Genomic DNA, 21,811 nt, shown 5'->3' with positions numbered 1-21,811 from the left:
ACCTCCAATGTCTATCTAATTCAATTGGCATGACACAAGCGGTCATGTTCTGCGTCGACTTTGTGCTATAAGTAAGGCGTTGATAGCGGTAACGAAGCGCCGTTGTCTTGAGAGACGCTACGGTCCCTCAGGGGTATTCAGAGGCTTCTTCCCTTCTTGCGTGGTCGGTCAACCCTTCCCCAGCAATGCGATATCTCATGCAATATTGTATTTTCTGTGGGTCTTTCGGTTAAGTACACTCTGCATGGTTGTCCCATGTGAGCACAAGCCTCAGTCAAGATGTTATTGGTAATGTCCACAATTCAATCGCGAAGTGAAAAACGACTTCCAAGTGTTGAAGTCTGTTAACTTTGTGTCGCGACGGCGCAGTTACTGGCGAAAAGCCGTGAGTTTTGTCTAATTTTGAGAACCAGTTAGCAACTATTATTTGTTGTTAGGGTTATGGCCCTCAAGCTAAAAAGTGTTTGCTTAATATAGACCGGGTATGTGATTCTAGCGCTAAAGAATTATCGCTTTAATAACTAATATCTATAAGAACTTCAGCTGCGAAGTTGGCTCACTGGAATAATAAATGCATATTCGTTCTCTTATCATCGCTTCCGCTTTCAGTCTTTTCGCAACCGGCGCTTTCTCACAAGCCGAACCGCCAAATGTTAACAGCGTGGTCGGTGACACCGTAATAAACCCCGCGACAGGGGAAGAAGTTGAAGTCGTAGGCTTAATTGAGGACGTTAACGGCGTAACACAATACGTTATCGCCAGCGATGGAAACGGCATTGCCACTGAAACGACAGTTGGTAACACAATAGCGCTCACAGCAGATACGGCTCAGCTTAACAATCTAGCTGTCGGCGACTACCAGATTATTCAACAGAACTTAGGTTCATTCGGCTATGTCGATTCACTTAAAGTCCAGCTAATTCAAGACCCTCAACCAGATCCGCCTAACCCGCTGTTGGATTATGCATTGGTAACGTCCGGTACAGAGGACCCACCGCAAGGTGAAGATGGAAATCCCATTCAACCGCCAGCGCCCGGAACTCCGGAAGCTCCGGCTCCGCAGCTCACATCAGGTATAATTTATGATGTCGTAAAGGGAGCTGGTGGCAGCGGTGGCGACGATGGTTACGGGATCAGGATCTGCATTCCCCTTCTAGGGTGCGCAACTATAGGATATAGCGGATCAAGCGGAGGCAACGGAAGTCAACCCTCTGACTACACGCTCTCGATTCCAGATAACTACAACAGTGGCGCAATAACTTCGATTGGTAATTCTGAGCCTGCAATAACCGTTGGTAGAGTCGGTGGCGACGGCGGGCAAGGTGGCGACGCTTATGGAAACTTCCAGGCGAAACCCGGTGGCAATGGCGGCGCGGGTGGCAATGTCACAGTGACAAATAACGTTGACACCCAAACAAGCGGCGAAAACTCCTACGGAATGTATATCTTTAGCCGAGCAGGGCAATCTGGTGCTGGCGGTACGGGGTATATTTTTGGTTCAGGAGGCCAAGGGGGTGCTGCGCTTGATGGGGGGACTGTCAATGCCACAAATAACGCGCAGGTCAACACTAGCGGAGACGGTGCACACGCTGTCAGAGTTTTTAGCACCGGTGGCGCAGCGGGCAGCGGCGGTGGCAGCTGGGGTTTGGTTGGAGAGTCTGGTAACGGTGCTGATGGCGGTAACGGCGGCGCGGTCACTGTCAATAATAATAGCAACGGCGCTCTTGTCACCACGGGCAAAGACGCACATGGCATCCTGGCGCAAAGCATCGGTGGCTCCGGAGGTGACTCTGGTTCGGGTGGTGGTCTTTACGTAGAGGCTGGTGCTTCCGCTGGCGGTGGTAACGGGTCGACCGTCACCGTGAATAACAGTGGCGTAATCAGTACCCAGAACGACGGGTCGAATGGCATTTTAGCTCAATCAATTGGCGGTGGTGGTGGCTCAGGCGGCGACGTCGGCGGACTTGTCGCTTTGAGTGGCAGCGGCGGCGGTGGCGGTCATGGATCAACGGTTGTGGTCAATAATTCTGGCCAAGTCTCAACTGATGGCAACCGAGCGGACGCCGTGTTTGCTCAAAGCGTTGGCGGCGGTGGTGGCACTGGCGGTGGATCAGGCGGCCTCGTCGCGTCATCAGCTGGTGGCGGTGGCGGCGGTACTGGAGGCAACGTTACTGTTGTTAACAGCGGAGTCTTGCAAACGAGCGGCAGTGACTCCAGAGGTATTGTAGCGCAAAGCATCGGCGGCGGTGGCGGCAATGGAGGCGGTGCCGGAGGGTTAGTCGCGCTTGCAGGCGACGGTGGCGGAGCCGGGCGGGGTGGTGATGTTTCGGTCAACAATAGTGGACAAATATTTACCAACGGCTTGGGATCTGACGCGGTGTTCGCCCAAAGCGTTGGCGGCGGGGGCGGCTCGGGAGCAGCATCTGGCGGGCTTGTTGCAGTCTCCGGCAGCGCTGCCGGAGGTGGAACGGGGATCGGCGGCGTTGTAGAGGTGATAAACAATGCGTTGCTCCAAACCGGGGCGGGGTCATCATTTGGAATCTTTGCGCAAAGTGTTGGCGGCGGCGGAGGTTCTGGTGGAGCCGGCGGCGGTTTGGTAGCGCTCAGTGGTGGCGGCGGCGGTGCCTCAAGTGGTGGTGCGGTGACCGTGACCAATAACCAGGCGGGCAAAATTAGTACATTTGGCGATAATTCCGGTGCAATCTACGCTCAAAGCGTTGGAGGCGGCGGCGGCCGCGGTGCCGCATCAGGTGGCCTGGTGGCGGTATCGACGTCAGGCGGTGGCGCCGGTAATGGCGGTGAGGTTACTGTCACGAGCCATGGTGATCTTCAAACCAGAGGCTCGGGATCTGAGGGCATCTTTGCACAAAGCATTGGTGGCGGCGGCGGTGCCGGCGGCGAGGCGGGAGGATTAGTTGCCATCGGCGGTGATGGCGGTGGCGCCGGTTTCGGTAGTAACGTCACGGTGACCAATAGCGGGCAAATTTTAACGGGTGCTGAGGGCGTTGTGGGTACAGGCTCGTCTGCGATTTACGCGCAGAGTATTGGCGGCGGTGGCGGTAGCGGCGCGCCTACAGGCGGTTTGGTTGCTGTTCCCGGTGATGGTGGCGGTGGTCAGGGTAAAGGTGGAGAAGTCCGAGTTACGAACACGGGGCTACTGACGACCTATTTCGAAGAGTCGTTCGGTATTTTTGCTGAGAGTGTTGGCGGCGGAGGCGGCTCCGGTGGCGGTAGCGGTGGCCTTGTGGCACTGGGCGGTCAAGGCGGTGGGGCAGCCAGTGGTGACCTCGTCGATGTTGACAATGACGGTAATATTTTTACATTCGGAGCAAATTCGGGCGCTATCTACGCCCAAAGTGTTGGCGGCGGCGGCGGCCGCGGTGCCGCATCAGGTGGCCTGGTGGCGGTATCGACGTCAGGCGGTGGCGCTGGCAATGGTGGAGAAGTAGTAGTCAACAATACCGGCGCTCTGAATACGGCAGGTACTGGTTCAGAGGGAATCTTTGCGCAGAGCATCGGCGGCGGCGGTGGTGCTGGCGGCGAGGCGGGCGGTTTAGTTGCCATTGGCGGTGATGGCGGTGGAGCCGGATTCGGCAGCAACGTGACAGTGACCAATACAGGGCAAATTTTCACCGGCCTTGAGGGCGTAGCAGGGACAGGTTCGTCTGCGATTTATGCACAGAGCATCGGCGGCGGTGGTGGTACTGGCGCACCCACAGGCGGGCTGGTTGCCGTTCCCGGCGATGGCGGCGGTGGCGATGGTAAAGGCGGGCAGGTCAGAGTGACCAACTCGGGGATTTTGAGAACCTACTTCGAAGATTCGTTTGGCATTTTTGCCCAAAGCGTGGGTGGTGGTGGCGGCTCCGGTGGCGGCAGCGGCGGTCTTGTCGCATTGGGTGGCGAGGGCGGCGGGGCAGCCAACGGTGATCTTGTCGATGTTATCAATAACGGTAATATTCTTACGTTTGGTGCGAATTCTGATGCTATCTATGCTCAAAGTGTTGGTGGCGGCGGTGGTCGCGGTGCCGCATCGGGTGGCCTGGTAGCGGTATCGACCGCTGGCGGTGGTGCAGGGAGTGGTGGTGAAGTAACTGTTGCAAATACAGCCGTTCTGGTCACCAGAGGACAGGCGTCTAAGGGCATCTTTGCGCAAAGCATTGGCGGTGGCGGCGGAACCGGTGGCGAGGCCGGCGGCCTTGTTGCGTTGTCGGGTGATGGCGGCGGTGCAGGTGATGGCAATGATGTGACGGTGACGAACTCAGGGAGTATTACGACTTCAGCTCTTGATCGTCAAAAGAGTTCAGCAACTTACAGCTTCGCCATCGAACTTGATGATGGGCAAGACTGCGAGACCAATGTCGATTGTGAGCAGCTATACCTCGATAAAATAACCGATGGCGATGTCAATCTTGACATCGACGGCGGCGATTTTTACTCGATTAGAACGGTCGACGCTAGTAGCGTTGAAATTGTGATCTATGACCGAGCCGCTTCCTCAACAGCGTTGTACGCCCAGAGCGTGGGCGGTGGCGGTGGCACAGGCACACCTTCGGGGGGCCTTGTAGCCGTCAGCGGTAATGGCGGCGGTGAGGGCAATGGTGGTGTGGTGTCGGCCACTAACTCAAGCACATTGCAAACCTCGGGTAGCAACTCGTACGGCATTTTTGCACAAAGCGTTGGTGGAGCGGGTGGTGACGGTGGTGCGTCTGGTGGTTTAGCCGCTGTATCAGGTGACGGTGGCGGTGCTGGCTTTGGTGGGACGGTAATCGTCGATAACAATACAGGCGGTGATATCACCACGAGCGGAATAAATTCGACTGCCATCTTCGCCGAGAGCGTAGGCGGCGGTGGCGGTGTTGGTGAGCCCGGAGGGGGTCTCGGTGCCGTTGGCGGCGACGGTGGTACAGCCGGGTATGGCGGCAGCGTCACGGTAACTAACGATGCTAACTTAATCACCGAAGGTGATTTTTCAAAGGGTATTTTCGCCCAGTCAGTTGGTGGCGGAGGAGGTGCCGCGGGCGAGGCTGGAGGCGTAGGTTCAGTCGGCGGTGAAGGTGGCGCCGGTAAATACGGTGGAGCCGTTCACGTTGAAAGTACGGGGAATATAACTACCTCGGGCAGAGGTGCGACTGGAATCTTTGCCCAGTCGATCGGCGGCGGCGGCGGTGATGCGGGTGATGGCGGCGGTTTATTTACATGGGGTGGTGATGGCGATGGCGATGGGCTTGGCGCCCTTGGCGGCATTGTAACGGTTAAAAACTTCGGGGAGATCATAACTACCGGTAATGGCGCAAAGGGCATTTTTGCTCAGTCAGTTGGCGGCGGTGGTGGCAGCGGCGGTTCTGCCTATGGTGTGTTTGTGACCGTCGGCGGTGATGGTGGCAACGGTAGCGAAGGTGGTGACGTTGATGTTACGCATGGGGGGTCAATCCACACCTCGGGCATAAGTGCTACGGGTATTCATGCGCAATCTGTTGGCGGATCAGGCGGCGACGGCGGATCCTCCTATTCAGGGAGTTTGTTTTTTGGCTACGCGCTAGGTGGAGATGGTGGCAATGGCGCTTTGGGCGGTGACGTAGACGTAACGCTTGGTCGCTATCTGAACGATGTACTGCAAAACAGATCGATGATTATCACAGATAGCGGTCGTTCAACCGGTATTCTCGCGCATTCGGTCGGTGGTGGCGGTGGCAGTGGTGGTAAATCTGTGCAGGCCAGTGCCGGCGCATTTATCAATATGAGCGTGTCCATTGGCGGCACTGGAGGTACAGGCGGCCAGGGCGGTATTGTTAATCTCGATGGTGCGGGCGATGTGCTTACCAAGGGGGATGTTTCTCCGGGTGTAATTCTTCAATCCGTAGGCGGTGGCGGTGGCAATGGTGGTTCGAGCGTGTCGGTCTCAGTAGCGGCTGGAGAGGGCGTATCCCTGGCAGGCTCAGTGGCACTTGGTGGAGACGGCGGGGCAGCGGGAGACGGAGGATCGGTTACAGCAGACGTCGACTCAAATATTGAGACAAGGGGCGCATTCTCGACTGGATTCCTTGCGCAATCTGTGGGCGGCGGTGGCGGTAATGGCGGTAATGCGGTCTCAGTGGCAGCTTCCTTCTCTGACGGAGCCGCTGGTGCAGTGGGTGTCGGCTTGGGCGGAGATGGAAACAGCGGAGGTTTGGGAGGCATCGTAGATGTTTCTTATAGCGGTTCCGTCACGACTAAGCAGGCTCAGTCAGACGGTCTCGTGATTCAGAGCGTAGGTGGTGGTGGCGGTAATGGTGGCACAACTGTTGCCGCTTCGCTGGGTGCAGCGCTTGGAGGGGGAGGCAATTTCAGCCTGGCGCTGGGCGGTAAAGGCGGCGGTGGCGGCATAGGCGGTAAGGCTAAAGCTATTATTGTAGGTGATGTCTCTGTTGCTGGCGACGGTTCCGATGGCGTTATTGTTCAATCTATCGGTGGAGGCGGTGGCAACAGTGGCTTGACGGTTGGAGCTGGGGCCGCAGGTGCGGTTGGAGCTGCTGCATCCGTTAATGTAGCACTTGGCGCCACTGGCGGCAGTGGTGGTGCGGGCGGGTTAGTCGACGCCTATTACGATGGTATTTTGAGTACGATTGGTAACAGTGCTACAGGTATCTTGGCACAAAGCGTCGGTGGTGGCGGTGGCAACGCGGGGGGCACAATAGCGGCGGGCATCGCAGGCGCCCTAGGTGGTGCGTCTGGGGCTTTGGGAGTATCGATTGGTGGCGACGGCGGCGGTGGCGGTAATGGTGGTGTAGCCGAGGCGGTTACAACTATCACTACGCCATTGGGCGATAGAAGCTACGAGTTTGCTGTATCCCTAAACACCAGGGGTAGCGTTGCCACCAATGGAGAAAATTCGGCCGGTATTATCGCTCAGAGCATCGGTGGTGGTGGCGGTAACGGTGGGTATTCGGTGTCCGGTACTCTCGCGGGAGCGGCGGTCGGAGCCGGCACTATCGGAGTTTCGCTAGGAGGTGATGGCGAGGGTGGTGGCGTTGGCATGGATGTGCTGGCCGATATTGAGTCAACCGTTATCACTAGTGGTGGTGCTTCCAGAGGCGTACTCGTGCAATCTGTTGGCGGCGGCGGCGGTACCGGTGGGCTGAGTGTTTCAGCAGGTATTGCGGGCGCTGGCGTAGCAGCGGGATCTTTGAATGTAGGCCTCGGTGGTAGTGGCGGTACTGGCGCCATCGGCGGTGATGTCAATGCGACAGCGACTGGCGCCATTGAAACGAGAGGCGATCAGTCTCACGGTTTTGTCGCTCAGTCTATCGGCGGCGGCGGCGGAAGTGGCGGCGCGAACGTGTCTGCAAGTATTAATGGAGCTAGTACCGCGTCTGGCGGCATAAATATTGGTCTTGGCGGTTCTGGCGGTACGGCGGGACACGGGGGTTCCGTAATTGCTGCAACAAGTGGAAACGTGGTGACTTATGGCCAGCAGTCTGTCGGCATCTTGGCGCAATCTGTTGGCGGCGGTGGCGGCGATGGCAACTTCAATGTGGCGGCTGGTATTTCCGGCGCTGGCGTTGCCAACGGGCAAATCGGCGTAGGCTTGGGAGGCAATGGCGGTGCAGCCGGTGATGGCGGTGAGGTTAGTCTTACGGTCACTAATAATGTTTTGACTTTCGGCGGAGATGGCTCGGGCGCAATAGTTGGTTCGTCGGATTATCTCGATACTCTGCTCGCCGCGTATGCGGATCCCTTTAACGCATTTCCTGTTGGCGACGATGCTGACGCCGGAGCTGTAATTGCACAGTCAATTGGAGGTGGCGGCGGTAATGGCGGCTTGAATGTAACCGCGTCAGCTGGTGGCAGTGGTGTAGGCAGCGGCGGTGTGAATGTCGGGCTGGGTGGCAGCGGCGAAGGTGGCGGCAGTGGCGGTGCTGTAACTGCAGCGGTTGAAGGCACAATCCTCACGGTGGGTAATGGCGGCAATGGTGTGCTGGCCCAGTCTATCGGTGGTGGCGGTGGCAACGGCGCTATCAACATAGCGGGTACGATTTCCGGTGCCGGCGTGGGTAACGGTGCAGTAACCGTAGGCCTGGGTGGAGACGGTGACCTCGGTGGTACAGGTGGCGCTGTTACTCTCGATTTGGAAGGGCCGGTGACTACCTACGGCGATCGTGCGCGTGGTGTGGTTGCTCAGAGCATCGGTGGAGGTGGCGGTAACGGCGCTGTTAATATCGGCGGAACGCTCGCTGGTGCAGGGACGGGTAACGGTGATTTGACTTTAGCGGTCGGAGGCTCGGGCGGAGGCGGCGGCGCCTCGGGGCGGGTTGATGCTGATGTTAGTGGCAATATTTATACGGTCGGCGATTTCTCTGACGGCTTTATCGCTCAGACGATTGGCGGCGGCGGCGGTAATAGCGCGATTAACATTGGCGCTGCGATTTCAGGTGGTGGTATTGGTAACGGCTCGGGGAAAATCTCTCTCGGCGGTGCAGGCGGTTCAGCCAGCAACTCAGATATCGTTGATGCTCTCTACAGCGGACTAATCACTACGTTTGGCGATTATTCTCGTGGCATGTTAGCGCAATCAGTGGGCGGGGGTGGCGGTAATGCCGCTGGCAATGTGGCCGCCGGAATTTCTGGAGCGGGCACAGGAAATGGTGATCTGGTTGTCGGTGTTGGTGGCGATGGTGGTGGCGCAGGCGATGGCGGACGCGAAGGCGTCGCTTTAGCAGTCACTGCTGCGGCGCAAGGCCAAATTGTCACCTATGGTAAAAATTCTGGAGCGTTTACAGCACAGTCGATTGGCGGCGGTGGCGGCAGCGGTGGCTACAATGTGTCGGCTTCCGGCAGTGGCGCAGGCACTGGTGCTGGCGGCGTTGGAGTTGGCCTGGGGGGCGATGGTTCTGGCGGTGGTGCTGGCAAGGGAGTAGACGCGGATATAAGCGCTAACATCTGGACTTATGGTGAATCTTCGGGCGGTATTTTAGCGCAAAGTGTTGGCGGCGGGGGTGGTAATGGCGGTTTCAATGTTACTGCCGTTGGCACCGGGGCCGGCACAGGCGCGGGAGCGGTCACGGTTGGCCTCGGTGGTACTGGGGCAAAAGGCGGCAACAGCGGCCGAGTTGATGCGGATTCGACCGGTACTGTTTTTACGGAAGGCGATAACTCAACCGGCTTCCTGGCGCAATCGGTTGGAGGTGGTGGCGGTAATGGCGGGTTCAACGTCAATGTAAGTATCGCCGGATCTGGTGTAGGTAGTGGTGCTGTGGGTGTTGGCCTGGGCGGAGATGGCGACGTCGGCGGTGATGCCGGTGAGGTATATGCCTCCACTGATAAAACAGTAACGACCAGGGGCGATAACTCAGCTGGCGTTGTGGCGCAGTCCATCGGTGGTGGCGGCGGCAACGGTGGTTTTAACGTTACTGTTAGTGTTTCTGGAGCTGCAAAGGGCAGTGGATCCGTTGGGGTAGGGCTTGGCGGTGGCGGCGCCGGTGGTGGCGTCGGCAAGCGTGTCGAGTTAACCGTTGACGAGGACGTCACGACATCAGGTGCGAATTCAGCAGGCGTGATAGCGCAATCACTTGGTGGCGGTGGTGGTAATGGAGGGTTCAACGTAGCTGTACCCTTGTCTGGCGCCGGCACCGGTAGCGGCGCTGTGGCGGTCGGTTTGGGAGGCAACGGGGGTACCGCTAGTGACGGTGGCACGGTGATTTTTCGCGGTGAGACAGATGTCATAACGGGAGACGTTGCCGACTTTGATTCGGGTCGCCTAGGCGTCGAAAAACAGCGCACTGAATATGCTTTTGTTTCGGAGCCCGACCCAGACTGCACTTTATTCGACTGCCTTGCTCTGACCATCCCTGTAATAGACGGCGATGATGAGCTCATTACTTCAATGGGCAGCGTAAATTGTTTTGAGTCGGACTGTAGTGTTTTTGTAGAGGCGGCCATAGCCAATGGCGATATTGAAATCGACTTGGGCCCAGGCGAGCAATGGGAGCTTGAGGTTGTAGATGCAGAGACCATTGAGTTGGTGATATATGAGCGCAAGACAGCATCGGGAGATTTTTCGCAGGGCGTAGTTGTGCAAAGTATCGGCGGCGGTGGAGGTAATGGTGGGTTCGATGTTTCGGCTACCATTTCAGGTGCTGAAAAAGGTAGCGGTGCGTTGAGCGTAAGTCTCGGTGGCGATGGCGATGGCGGCGGCGCAGGCGGTATCGTTGATTCATTCTTAACCGGTTTAATTGAAACTGCGGGTTTTGGTAGTAATGGCTTAACGGTGCAGTCGGTAGGTGGCGGTGGCGGCAATGGTAACTTTAGCGTGGCAGGCGCTTTATCGGGCGCGTCTCAAGCGAGTGGAGCTGGAGCCATTAGCCTGGGTGGCACGGGTGCTGGCGGCGGCAACGGAAATACGGTTGATTCAGTTCACACAGGTGCGGTAGCTACACTCGGCGATTACTCAAATGGTGTTGTCGTGCAGTCCATTGGCGGCGGCGGTGGTAATGGCGGATTCGCAGTAGCCGGAGGGATAAGTGTCGCTAAAGAAGGCAGTGGGGCGCTGACGGTAGGAATTGGTGGCTCAGGAGGGTCCGGTGGTTCTGCTGGGATGGTGACAGGCGAACAGGACGGCAATGTATCTACCGCTGGCGATTTTTCTTCAGGCGTTATCGTGCAGAGTCTTGGTGGCGGCGGTGGTAATGGCGGTTTTAGTGTCTCTGGTAATATTTCAGCGGCTAATAAAGGATCGGGTGCCCTCGCCGTAGGAGTCGGTGGTACGGGCGGCATCGCTGGCTTCGCGATGGATGCAACCAGCACGGTTACCGCTTTAGTACAGACCTTGGGCGATAATTCTGATGGCATTTTCACTCAATCTCTCGGTGGTGGTGGAGGCAACGGTGGATTTAATGTCTCTGGTAGTCTCACGGCCTCCAAAGAAGGTAGTGGCAATTTAGCCGTCGGTATTGGCGGCTTTGGTGGCGAGGGTGGTTACGCAGGTGCTGCAACAAGCACCGTAACCGGTGGCGCGTTGACCTCCGGCGATAATTCAAACGGTATCGTTACTCAAAGTTTGGGCGGCGGCGGAGGTAACGGCGCACTCAATGTTGCTGGAAGTGTAAATATCACGAGTGAAGGTTCGGGCGGTAATTTGGGTGTCGGCATCGGCGGGTTCGGCGGCGACGGCGGCGATGCGGGAACTGTGAGCAGCACGGTTACCATGACTGAACAATACGATCGTGTTACGACTACTGGAAACAACTCGATCGGTATCCTCGCTCAGTCAGTCGGCGGCGGCGGCGGTAACGGCGGCATTAATGTCACAGGCACTTTAAACGCTACGAGCAAAAGTGGAGGGTCCGTTGGCTTTGGGCTCGGCGGCTTCGGCGCAGGTGCTGGTGATGGCAAGAAGGTCACCTTAGATGTAGATGGCCTAGTGGTAACACAAGGAAATAACTCTCACGGACTAATGGCGCAATCCGTTGGTGGTGCTGGCGGAAATGGCGGTATGAACGTCACCGGTAGTGTCGCCATCACAAAGTCTAGCCAAAGTGCCACGCAGGTGGGAGTGGCTATCGGTATCGGTGGATTCGGAGGCGGTGGTGGTATCGCTGGGGATGTCGATGTCGATCATAACGGTTCTATTTTTGCTGGCATGGGGTTGCGGGAACTCATCCCAGAGAGTACTGACACCATCACGGGAGAGGTTACACCGGCATACTATGTGCTTAGAGATGTTCCCGGTTATACGGTTCCGGCGATTCGGCAAGCGGTGCTCGACTCCAATGGGGACCCAGAGCTCGACGATCAAGGCAATCAGGTAACTGAAGTGATACTGCCACAATATGTTGTCGGTCTTGATCAAAAGGGCGGTAGTGGTTTGATTGCCCAATCGATTGGTGGCGGCGGTGGTAGCGGCGGAATGAACGTCAGCGGTAGCATTTCGGCCGGTTTTGGAGACGACGCGAGCGGGTATGGAATCGTAGTTGGCGTCGGGGGCTTTGGCGGTGCTGGAGGGGATGCCGGTGCGGTTGATGTCGATGTCGTAGGCGAAGATATTGTTGCAACAGGTAACGGGCGCTCAGGCGTGTTAGCTCAGTCTATTGGCGGCGGTGGCGGCGATGGTGGCACTAATGTCAGCGGCTCTATCAGTACCGACGCACCACTTTTAGTCGGCGTGGGTGGTTTCGGAGCCGATGCCGGCAAGGGCAAGGCAGTCACGGTTAACGCGGTTGCTGACATTGACGTCTTGGGTCTTGGCGCCCTAGCGGGTGCTAATGATGACCTTGCCGACTCCGACGATAAACTTAATGGCGACGAACGGCGACCTGACCTCATGTCAGCTGGCGTTATGGCCCAGAGTGTCGGTGGAGGCGGTGGTAATGGTGGCCTAAATGTGAGTGGCGCGTTGGTCACCTCAAAGTCACAGGGAGTGCCAGCAATTAACGTAGGCATCGGTGGTTATGGTGGTGACGGCGCTACCTCTGATAACGTGACAGTTGATCATGAAGGCTCCATAAATATCGCTGGAGAATATGCACACGGTGTGCTGGCGCAGAGTATTGGCGGCGGTGGCGGTAATGGCGCCACTAACGTGTCTGGCCAGATCTCAAAGGCCAGCGGCACACAAGGAGAGGCGGGCGGCAATTCGGATATTTCTATTGTTGTTGGTGTGGGCGGATCCGGTGGCGAGGCTGCAAAATCTGGTGACGTAACTGTGACTCAGTTTGGCCAGGTGACGACCAAGGGTGATAACTCTAGGGGAATTTTTGCGCAGAGCATCAGTGATGGTGGTGGTTTCGGCGGCCTTAATGTTTCGGCACTCGTTGGTACGAAAACCAGTCCCGTCATTGTAGGTGTGGGCGGTTCTGGTGGTGACGGCGCCAGTGCAGGCAATGTGGCCGTGTTCAGAGGGGACAGTACCTCAGATGCGGGAGCCATTGTTACCGACGGCGAGGCTGCTCACGGAATTGAGGCCTCTACCGTCAGCGGCGGTGGCGGTGACGCAGGCGCGAACATTGCGTTTAGTGCCGTTCAGGCCAACAAGGCGTCGGGCGACCCTGGCTTCACCGCTAGTATTGGAATTGGTGGCGGCGGTGGTGAAGCCGCTGATGCTGGCAACGCTTTAATCAATAATTATAGCAATGTTATAACTCTGCAGAACAAGAGCCACGGCGTATTTTCGCAGTCGATTGGTGGTGGAGGTGGCAACGCCAATTTCAACGTTGCTCTCGGTATCGCTAAATTTGGTGACAAAAAAGAGAACAACAATAGCCCCAAGGGGGTGTCCCTCGCAGTTGGCGGTGCAACCGGCAACGGTGGTAGCGGCGGTCAGGTAGACGTAGTGCAAGTTGGTAACATCGATACCACTGGGGACAATTCGTACGGCATTTTCGCCCAGTCTATTGGCGGTGGTGGTGGTAACGCCGGATACGATATGAACACAGCATCAGCAGATGGCGGCAATTTAGGGATCAAGATTGGTCGCGAGGGCGGTACCGGAGGACACGGGGGTGACGTTACGCTCGATTTTGATAGCGTCATACGAACACGGGGCAAAACCTCACACGGTGCGCTCGCGCAGTCTATTGGCAACGGTGGCGGCAATAGTAGTGCTTCAAAGGTCGGCCTCACCGGCGCAAACACAGGAGACGGTTCAAATAGCGTAAGTCTTGCACTTGGCGTCGAGGGTGGTGAGGCAGGATATGCTGGCACCGTCCTCTTGACTGCTAAAGGAGCTGTTATCACTGAGCAGGATGATTCTAGAGGGATTTTTGCGCAAAGTGTTGGCGGCGGTGGCGGCAATGCTGGCGGTGCTAGCACGTTTGCCGCAAGCCCTTCTGGAAATGCTGGCTCAGGCTTGTCCATTGGAGCGAAAGGCGGTGAAGGGGGTTACGGAGGTCTTGTAACTGTAGATTCCTCTGCCGATGTATGGACCGCAGGTGAGCGCTCTGCGGGTATACTCGCGCAGTCCATAGGCGGCGGCGGTGGTAATGGCAGCGCCTCTAAAAGTGGCGGCGTTGGTGGTGCAAATAGCGGCATTAACATAGCCGTTGGTGGCAATGGCGGTACGGGCAATTTTGGTGGTGTGATTGATGTTGATAATGACGGCGTGATCATTACCGAAGGTGACAACTCTGTTGGCGTCTTGGCTCAGAGCATTGGTGGTGGTGGTGGTCAGGGCGGTGCAGCGTTTACCGGAGTTTTTCGCGCCAACAATAAGGAAGAACCAAAGCGCATTAGTCTCGCTTTTGGTGGTGCGGGTGGAGAGGGCGGTTACGGCTCAGCCGTTACCGTAGATAATTATAATGGGGTCGGCACCCTTGGCTATCGTTCATCCGGTATATTCGCACAGTCTGTGGGTGGTGGTGGCGGTGTTGGCGGCACGAGTACCGTTATGACCGCAGAGGGCGATCAGGGAGCCCAAAATGTATCTCTCTCTCTGGGCGGAAGCGGTGGATCTGCTGCAACTGGAGGTGTGGTTACCGTCAATAATCTCCTGACCGAGAATTCTGAGGGTGTGATATCAACCTACGGCAACAGTGCTCATGGCATTGTGGCTATGAGCGTGGGTGGCGGTGGCGGTGATGCTGGCGGCAGCTATATCGTAAATCGTCAAGGAACAACAGACGCTGCTATGCAAGCAGAGGCAATCTCTGTTGCCATCGGTGGTGCTGGAGGCGAGGGCGGCACAGGAGGAGCCGTTAATGTTAAAAATGAAGGAATTATTGTAACGCGTGGAGATCGAGCTCATGGCATTTACGCCACTAGTATTGGTGGCGGTGGCGGCAATGGCGGCACATCCTTTATCGGTGAATATTCTTTGGGTCTTCCCTCGCTTAGTGGTGGCAACCAATCGAATTTGCAATTGGCTGTCGGTGGGGCCGGCGGTGACGGTAACTTCGGTGGCAATGTGCTGGTAGAAAATAGCGGCACAATAACCGTCAATGGAGAACAAGCGTTTGGGATTTACGCTCAAAGCGTAGGCGGTGGCGGCGGGACAGGCGGTATAGCAATTACTGCAAGCAAAGACATCGTTAATTACAAAGAGCCGGTTAAGAGCCTACACAAGATGGCGGTTGGCGGATTTGGTGGTGATGCTAATAACGGTGGCGATGTGAAAGTAGTCCACACGGGAGACATCTTCGTAAATGGCAACGACAGTATTGGTATATTCGCTGAATCTATCGGTGGCGCGGGTGGTCATGCAGGCACTTCCATATCCAGCCCTGTCTGGATGGCTGCCGACCTTCTTTTGGATTTTCTTGTGGGCGGTGGTAACAACGGTCAGGCTGGTGATGTAAGCGTTGAGTATGTGGGCAATATTGTTATTGCTGAAGACGCAACTGGCTCGCAGGGCGTGATCTTGCAGAAAATCAACGGCGGTGGCGGCAACTCTGATTTTTATTACGACTTAAGTCAGCAAGCCAAGCAGTTAGGCGAGGGAGGGTATGACCTACCGAATAATGAAGGGTTTAAGGATCAGGCGCTTGGTTTTATAGAGGGCACTCTCAAAGCCGGAGGCGAAGCCATCAATCTAGATGTCGATCTTGATTTGGAAAACCTGGCACCGACTTCATTCGATGTAGAAGGTGGTGTTATTGGTCAGGCGGCTAATGGTTTAGGTACTCTCACCCAGAGTATAACCGGAGGAGGTGGTCGCTCGGTTACTACGTTGGTACTGCAACAGGATGGGAACGAGGCAACTGCGGGAGAAGTCGAAGTTCAAGACTCTGTATTGCTGTCTGAAGAGGGTAGAGCGAAGCTTCAGGAGCTTGCAGATCAAAATGATGTGGAGCTGGACGACGTCGAATTAGGAGACCTGATTGAGCAAGTTCTTGACGATAATCCAGGTTTTCGGACAGGCTCGAGCGCTGACCTTGTTGCAGAGCTTGGCGGCACTGACATAGACGGCGCATCCGCCGGAGCGATTGAATATAGCCAAAGTGGTGACCTTGTTATGCTCGGAGAGGATTCGCAGGGGGCGCTCGTTCAGTCAATTGGTGGTGGCGGTGGTCAGTTAGAGTTGCGTCTTTACACTGCACCTGAAATTCCTAACCCCGCCCCGATTGAATCTCTACCGATAGAGCAGCAGTCAGCCTCTGAAACGTTGGATAGTCCCGTGCCTTTGCAGGCGTCTCTAGGCGCACCTGCGCCTTTGGCGGCGGCGCTAATTGAGCCGCTCACACCGGTGATCCCTGCCGTTCCTAACTTCAGGGTTTTGACTTCTCAAGTGGGAACTATTGGTGGTAGCGATAACAACGGTGGCGAAGTCACAGCAAGCCGTTCTGGTGTCGTCATGACAACAGGCGATTATTCTCCAGGGGTGGTTATGCAGAGCATCGGTGCTGGCGGAGGGCAGCTAAGCTCTACCGGTTTTGATGTCATGATGCTCGCGGTGGGTGCGACTGGCGGAGCGTCAGGCGACGGCGCAGATATCAGTTACAGCAATGACGGCGATGTTTATACCTCGGGTATTCTGTCCCACGGGGTTGTCGTTCAGACAATTGGCGGCGGCGGCGGGCTGTCGATCTCTGACACTAGCGCTGACAATGTCTTTGTATCGCGTAACGTTGATAATAAGGGGGACGGCGGTAATGTAAATTACGCGCAAGCGGGTAATGTTCTCACCGAAGGAGAGCGCTCCTATGGCATAGCAATCCAAAGTTTGGGCGGCGGCGGTGGAATCGTTGATAGCGAATTTTTCGGCGCCTCCGGCGGGGAAGGTATCGCGAAAGACGTCTTTGTCCAGTTGGCGGGCAGTGCAACTGTCAGTGGTAATAGTGGCATAGCTCTGCTTGCTCAGACAGAAGCTCGTGATGGTTCTGGAAATATCGGTTTCGATGTCAGTGGCACTTTGACAGCAGCGGGCGATTTCAGCACAGGGCTTCTTGGCATCACAAGAAGTGACGCAGATTCGGGTGATATGGCTATCCTGTTGGGAGGAGATGCAATAGCAAGTGGCATTAGCGCGGTTGGATTGGATGTCCTCCAACAGAGTGTATTATCTGTCGGTAAGATCGATGTCGATGTCGCTGGCAATGTGTCTGCCAGCGGAAAAGACAGTACTGGCATTCGTGGCGGTGCTGTTTCAGATAAGATCTCGGAAGCAACATCATTGATCATAGGCGGTTCTGCGGTAGCAACTGGCATTAGATCTACGGCTATCGACTTAGCCCTTACGGGCAGTGAATTAGCTGCCGACATCGGGCTGAGTGTCGGCCGCGACCTGGTTGCATCAGGAAACTCTAGCACAGGCGTTTCTTTACTTACCGATGCTCAAACAGCAGGAGCGGTAGGTGCTCAAGTGGGTGGAAGTGTTGTATCCGATGGCACTGGGTCCGTTGGTATAAGCGCGGCTAGTGTCGGTGTTTCTGAATCAGGGAATATCAATGTCGAGGTTATTGGCGGTGTTAGCGCAGGTGGCGCTTCCTCTATCGGTATCACCGCTGAGAGCGTTTCTAACGGTGCAACCGGTTTTGCCGGCGTTGCTGTCGATGGCGATGTCAGTGTAAACGGTAAAAATGCCCTCGGTGTAACTGCGATATCTGCTGCAGGTGTGGATGTTGCTATTGGTTCCAATGCTGTGGTCTCAGGTGATAGCGCTAGGGGCATCGAGCAAATCAGTAGCGGGGGTTCTGTCACGACATCTGTGGACGGGTTTATCGCGGTTGCGGGAGATAGCGCCTCAGGCGCAACTACCGAGGCTAAAACTGACGTTACCTTTACTGTTGCCTCTGCTGTGGAAGTATCAGGAGCGGGTTCATTAGGTGTTGAGCTAATAGGCCGTAACATTGAGGCTGAAGTTGGCGGCCCTGTGTTGGCGCTGGCCGAACTCGCCTTGGGAGTTTCCGCGCGGTCTCGAAGTGATGTTTCCTTTGAAGTTGGCTCTGCTGTTTCGGCCTCGGGAGAGAGCGCTACAGGCGTCAGTATCGAGTCAATAGGTGGGTCTGTACTCCTGGATATCGCTGAGTTTATATCAGCTTCAGGCGAATCTTCGGCCGCTGTTCGCGCCCTGGCAAATGACAGTCTGCAACTTAACGTAGCATCTGCCGTCGAATCAGCAGGTGAGAGCGCTATGGGCGTCGATTTATTCAGTGATCAGGGTGATTCATCGGTAGATATTGGTGGGTACGTGTTGGCGTCGGGTGACTCATCAACTGGTGTTCGCTCGGTGTCGCGGGAATCCAGCAGCCTTGTTGTTGGCTCCGCGGTGGAAGCTTCCGGCGACAATGCTGCAGGTATTGATGTTAAGTCTTATCGCGACAGCGCACAGCTAGCCGTTAAGGGCGTTGTGTTAGCGTCTGGAGACTCGAGCTCTGCTGTACGTATGGTCGCGAATAACGGTGGTTTGGTGTCGATGGATGCGGGGTCATCTGTTGTAACTCAGGGCGAGGGCTCACTCGCGGTCAATTTAAGAAGCGATGGCGCGTCTACAAGCGGTATTTCACTTGCTGTAGAGGATGACCTGCAAGTGAGTGGTCGGTCTTCTACTGGCGTCCAGGCGAAGGCGAACGGGAGTTCAGATTCCTCGGTAGCGCAGATAGCGCTTGGCGGAAGGGTGCTTGTCGACGCGGATGATGCGAGGGGACTTGCGGTTTCGACCAAGTCCTCGGAATCTAGTGCCGATATCGCTTTGGATGTCGGTGGGCTGATCTTTACGAGCGGGGCACAAGCTCTAGGTATCACGCTCGCTACCGAGGGAACACAAGCATCAGGCTCGGTGGTGGCTTTAATTGGGGGCGAGGCGGCTAATATAGGACAAGACTCGACGCTATTGAAAGCAAGTAGCGTTAGCGAAAGCGGCAGCTCCGGAGACGTTGCGGTTGCTATTAGTCAGTCGCTTATTACCGATGCACCGTTGGGTACCGGATTACGCCTTGTATCCTCTAGTGGTACTACCTCTGGATCTATTAGCGCAACTATTGGTGGCAATTTAGTGACTGCAGGCACCGCAGCTCAGGGCGTTAGCGTCAGAGCGTCAAGTGAAGGGATTTCTAGCGACGTCGACATTACCGTTGCTAGTGACACTTTGGCTGAGGGCGAGAGAGCGAATGGCGTCAATATTGTCACAAACGGCGAACAATCAAGTGGCAATGTTGACCTAAATCTTGGCGGTAATGTGCTGGCACTGGGAAACGGTGCCTATGGCGCCAAGGCCAGAAGTAACGGCGGTAACTTCTCTGGCAACTTGTTCGCGATTATCGAAGGGTCTGCGCTCGCGGAAGGTAAAAATAGCGTCGCACTCGACCTGGTCAGTCGTTCTGAAGGTACAGCTGGCAGCATTATATCGGCTATAAACAACGATGCATTTGCCAGTGGTCGAAAAAGTACAGCGATTAGATTGCAGAGCTTTGGAGGAGACAGCTCAGGTACTATTGATCTGAACGTGGCGGGAGCGTTAACTGCCTTTGGCGAAAACTCTCGTGGCGTGGATATGCGTTCTTTTGGTGACAATGTTTCCGGAGAGCTAGTGTTTGAGTTAGCCGGACTTGCGCAGGGTGAAGGTACTGGCTTGACCCTGATTGAACTAGTGTCTGAGTCATCAGCCAACAGTTCTGATTCTGTGACCACGAGCGAGTTTGCCCTTAGTGGCAACTCATTAAGAACATCGGTTGCAAGCCCCCTGATTGCAGGAGCCTATTCAGGATCTGTAAATTCAGCATCACCCAAAAACCTTACCCCCTTGCCAGGTTCTCAGTCTGGTAACGTTTCAGTGACTTTAGCTGAAAGCTTAATGGTGATGGGTGAAAACAGTCGCGGTATTGTCTTGACCTCATCTAGCGATGGTGTAGCTGGCAATGTTTCTCTGGATGCTGCTAGCAACATGGCGGTGAACGGGCCTGGATCATCGTTAATCGTTGCCCAAAGCGTCGGTGGTGATCAATCCGGAGACGTTGATATTGCGTTAAATGGGAATGTTGCAGCGCAAGGCAGTCAGGCAGTTGCTGTTACCGCGCGGAGTGTAAGTGGCACCGGAGTCGTCGGTGATATCACAATTGCGAACCAGGCGGGTCAGAGCTTATATGCCGGTAGTGGCGGCATAGGTGTGAAGATTGATGGCGGAGATGCCAACCGTGTGGTTCTGCGTGGAGAAAGCATGACTGCTGATGGGCTCTCTGGTGATGTGATTGTTGCAAGCTCAGGCAATGAGGTGATCGAAAACTTCGGTAGCGTCATTGGAGAGTTCAATCTCGGTTCTGGTGTTAATCGTTTCATAAACAATGCCGGTGCGACTTTAATTGCGGGGCCAACGCTTGCTGTGGGTCGTAATCAGAGCTGGCTGGTGAACGAGGGCACTATGGCGCTCGGGGGAGTTGCCAATGCGCAATCCACCGCTTTAATCGGCAGCTTTGAGCAGACCTCTGCGGGAGAGGCTTATGCAGAGCTCGATTTTGGAACAGATGTCATCGATCAAATTGTGACTACCGATCGCGTGAAGCTTGATGGGCGATTGTACTTGACGCTGATGAATCCGCGATTAGTCCCAGCTGGAGATTTTTCTAAAGCTCTCTACACCGGCGAAGCCGGGGTCGAAGATGCGGGACTACAGTTGATTACCAGTGAATCATTGGTAATCAACTATGCGATCAACTACTCGTCGGGAACAGCGGCAATGCTTGATTACACTGTAGACTTCGCGCCCAGTTGGTTGATGGCCAATCAGCAGGACGTGGGCACTTACCTTAACAGCGTGCAAAATGCTGGTAGTTCAGATGCTCTAAGTCAAACAATCGTTCAATTGCTGTATCAGGAAAACAGGGATGAGTACGCTGGTTACCTGACATCTATGACGCCAGAGTTTTATGGTGAGCAGGTATTGCAGTTTGTGAAATCAAGCCAAACCTTTGCCAGTAAAATGTTGAGTTGTAAGCAAGCAGGCGGGGATTATCGCTTTACCAGCGAGGGTAACTGCGCCTGGGTGCATGCAGGCTTTGAAAGTTTTGAATACGATGAGTTTGGGTCGTCTGAGTTTGACTCTGATGTTTATTCATTGGGTGCCCAGGTAGCTTTCGGCGATCATTGGTTCGCTGGGATAGGCGCTTCTCGCGAAGACGTCGACGGCGAGGGCAATAGGAAAGCTTGGTCTTCTGATGGAACAACAACACAGCTGGGTCTTTCGTTGAAATACCAGCCCAACCAGTGGAAGTTCGCTGGTGTCTTGACTTATGGACGCAACGAAACTGAGACGATTCGAAATGGGCGTGTCTTGAATTCCTTCGCGGCTCGGGGAGATCGAGATAGTGACTCGCTCGGGCTGTTACTTTATGGCGGCTATGACTTTGAGTTTTCGAAGAGTTATCTGCGACCCGCATTGGAGCTAGGTGTCAATCGTATCAATGCTGAAGATTTGGTAGAGGCAGGTGCTGCTGAACTTGACTTGGTGCTAGCTGACACAAGCGAGACTTTTACTTGGATTAGGCCCTCTGTAGAAGCTGGTTATGAGTACGCTCTTGAAAACTCTGGCAGAGTCAGAGTTTATGCGCGAGCTGGTTTGCAGCGGTATATGGGCGACGATTACACCAAGGTTGAGGCGGGTTTGGCAGGTGCGGGGATTTTGGCCGACCCAATTTCTACCGAGATCGGACTGGGGCAAAATTCCATATTGGGGGCTGTAGGAATAGACGTACTGTTCTCTAACGAGATGACCTTACAGCTTCAGTATCGCCACGAAACTGCCGATGATATTGAACTCAATGCAGGGCAGCTTAAATTCAGCATGCCTTTCTAGGGAGCAAAATCACGCGCCGGGCTAGCATTTGTCTGCTCGGCGGGTGATTTAATTAGTGGGCTTTGATGCTGCTCCCTCCGTGCGGCTTACATGGTCGACCGCAGCTATCGTCTTGGCGCA

At 55.4% G+C, this 21,811-nt stretch carries 1 protein-coding gene; it reads left to right on the top strand.

The genetic code is table 11. The annotated features are described in order from the left end of the window. Positions 1–571: 571 nt before the first annotated feature. Positions 572–21,691, top strand: a complete 21,120-nt coding sequence (locus EYC87_RS07810; RefSeq protein ID WP_279252380.1) for an autotransporter outer membrane beta-barrel domain-containing protein — start codon at positions 572–574, stop codon at positions 21,689–21,691. Positions 21,692–21,811: the final 120 nt, after the last annotated feature.

The organism is Candidatus Seongchinamella marina (genome assembly GCF_026262685.1).
GTDB lineage: Bacteria > Pseudomonadota > Gammaproteobacteria > Pseudomonadales > Halieaceae > Halioglobus > Halioglobus marinus.
The sequence above is the reverse complement of the archived record's forward strand: the minus strand, read 5'-3'. Positions and strand labels throughout refer to the sequence as shown.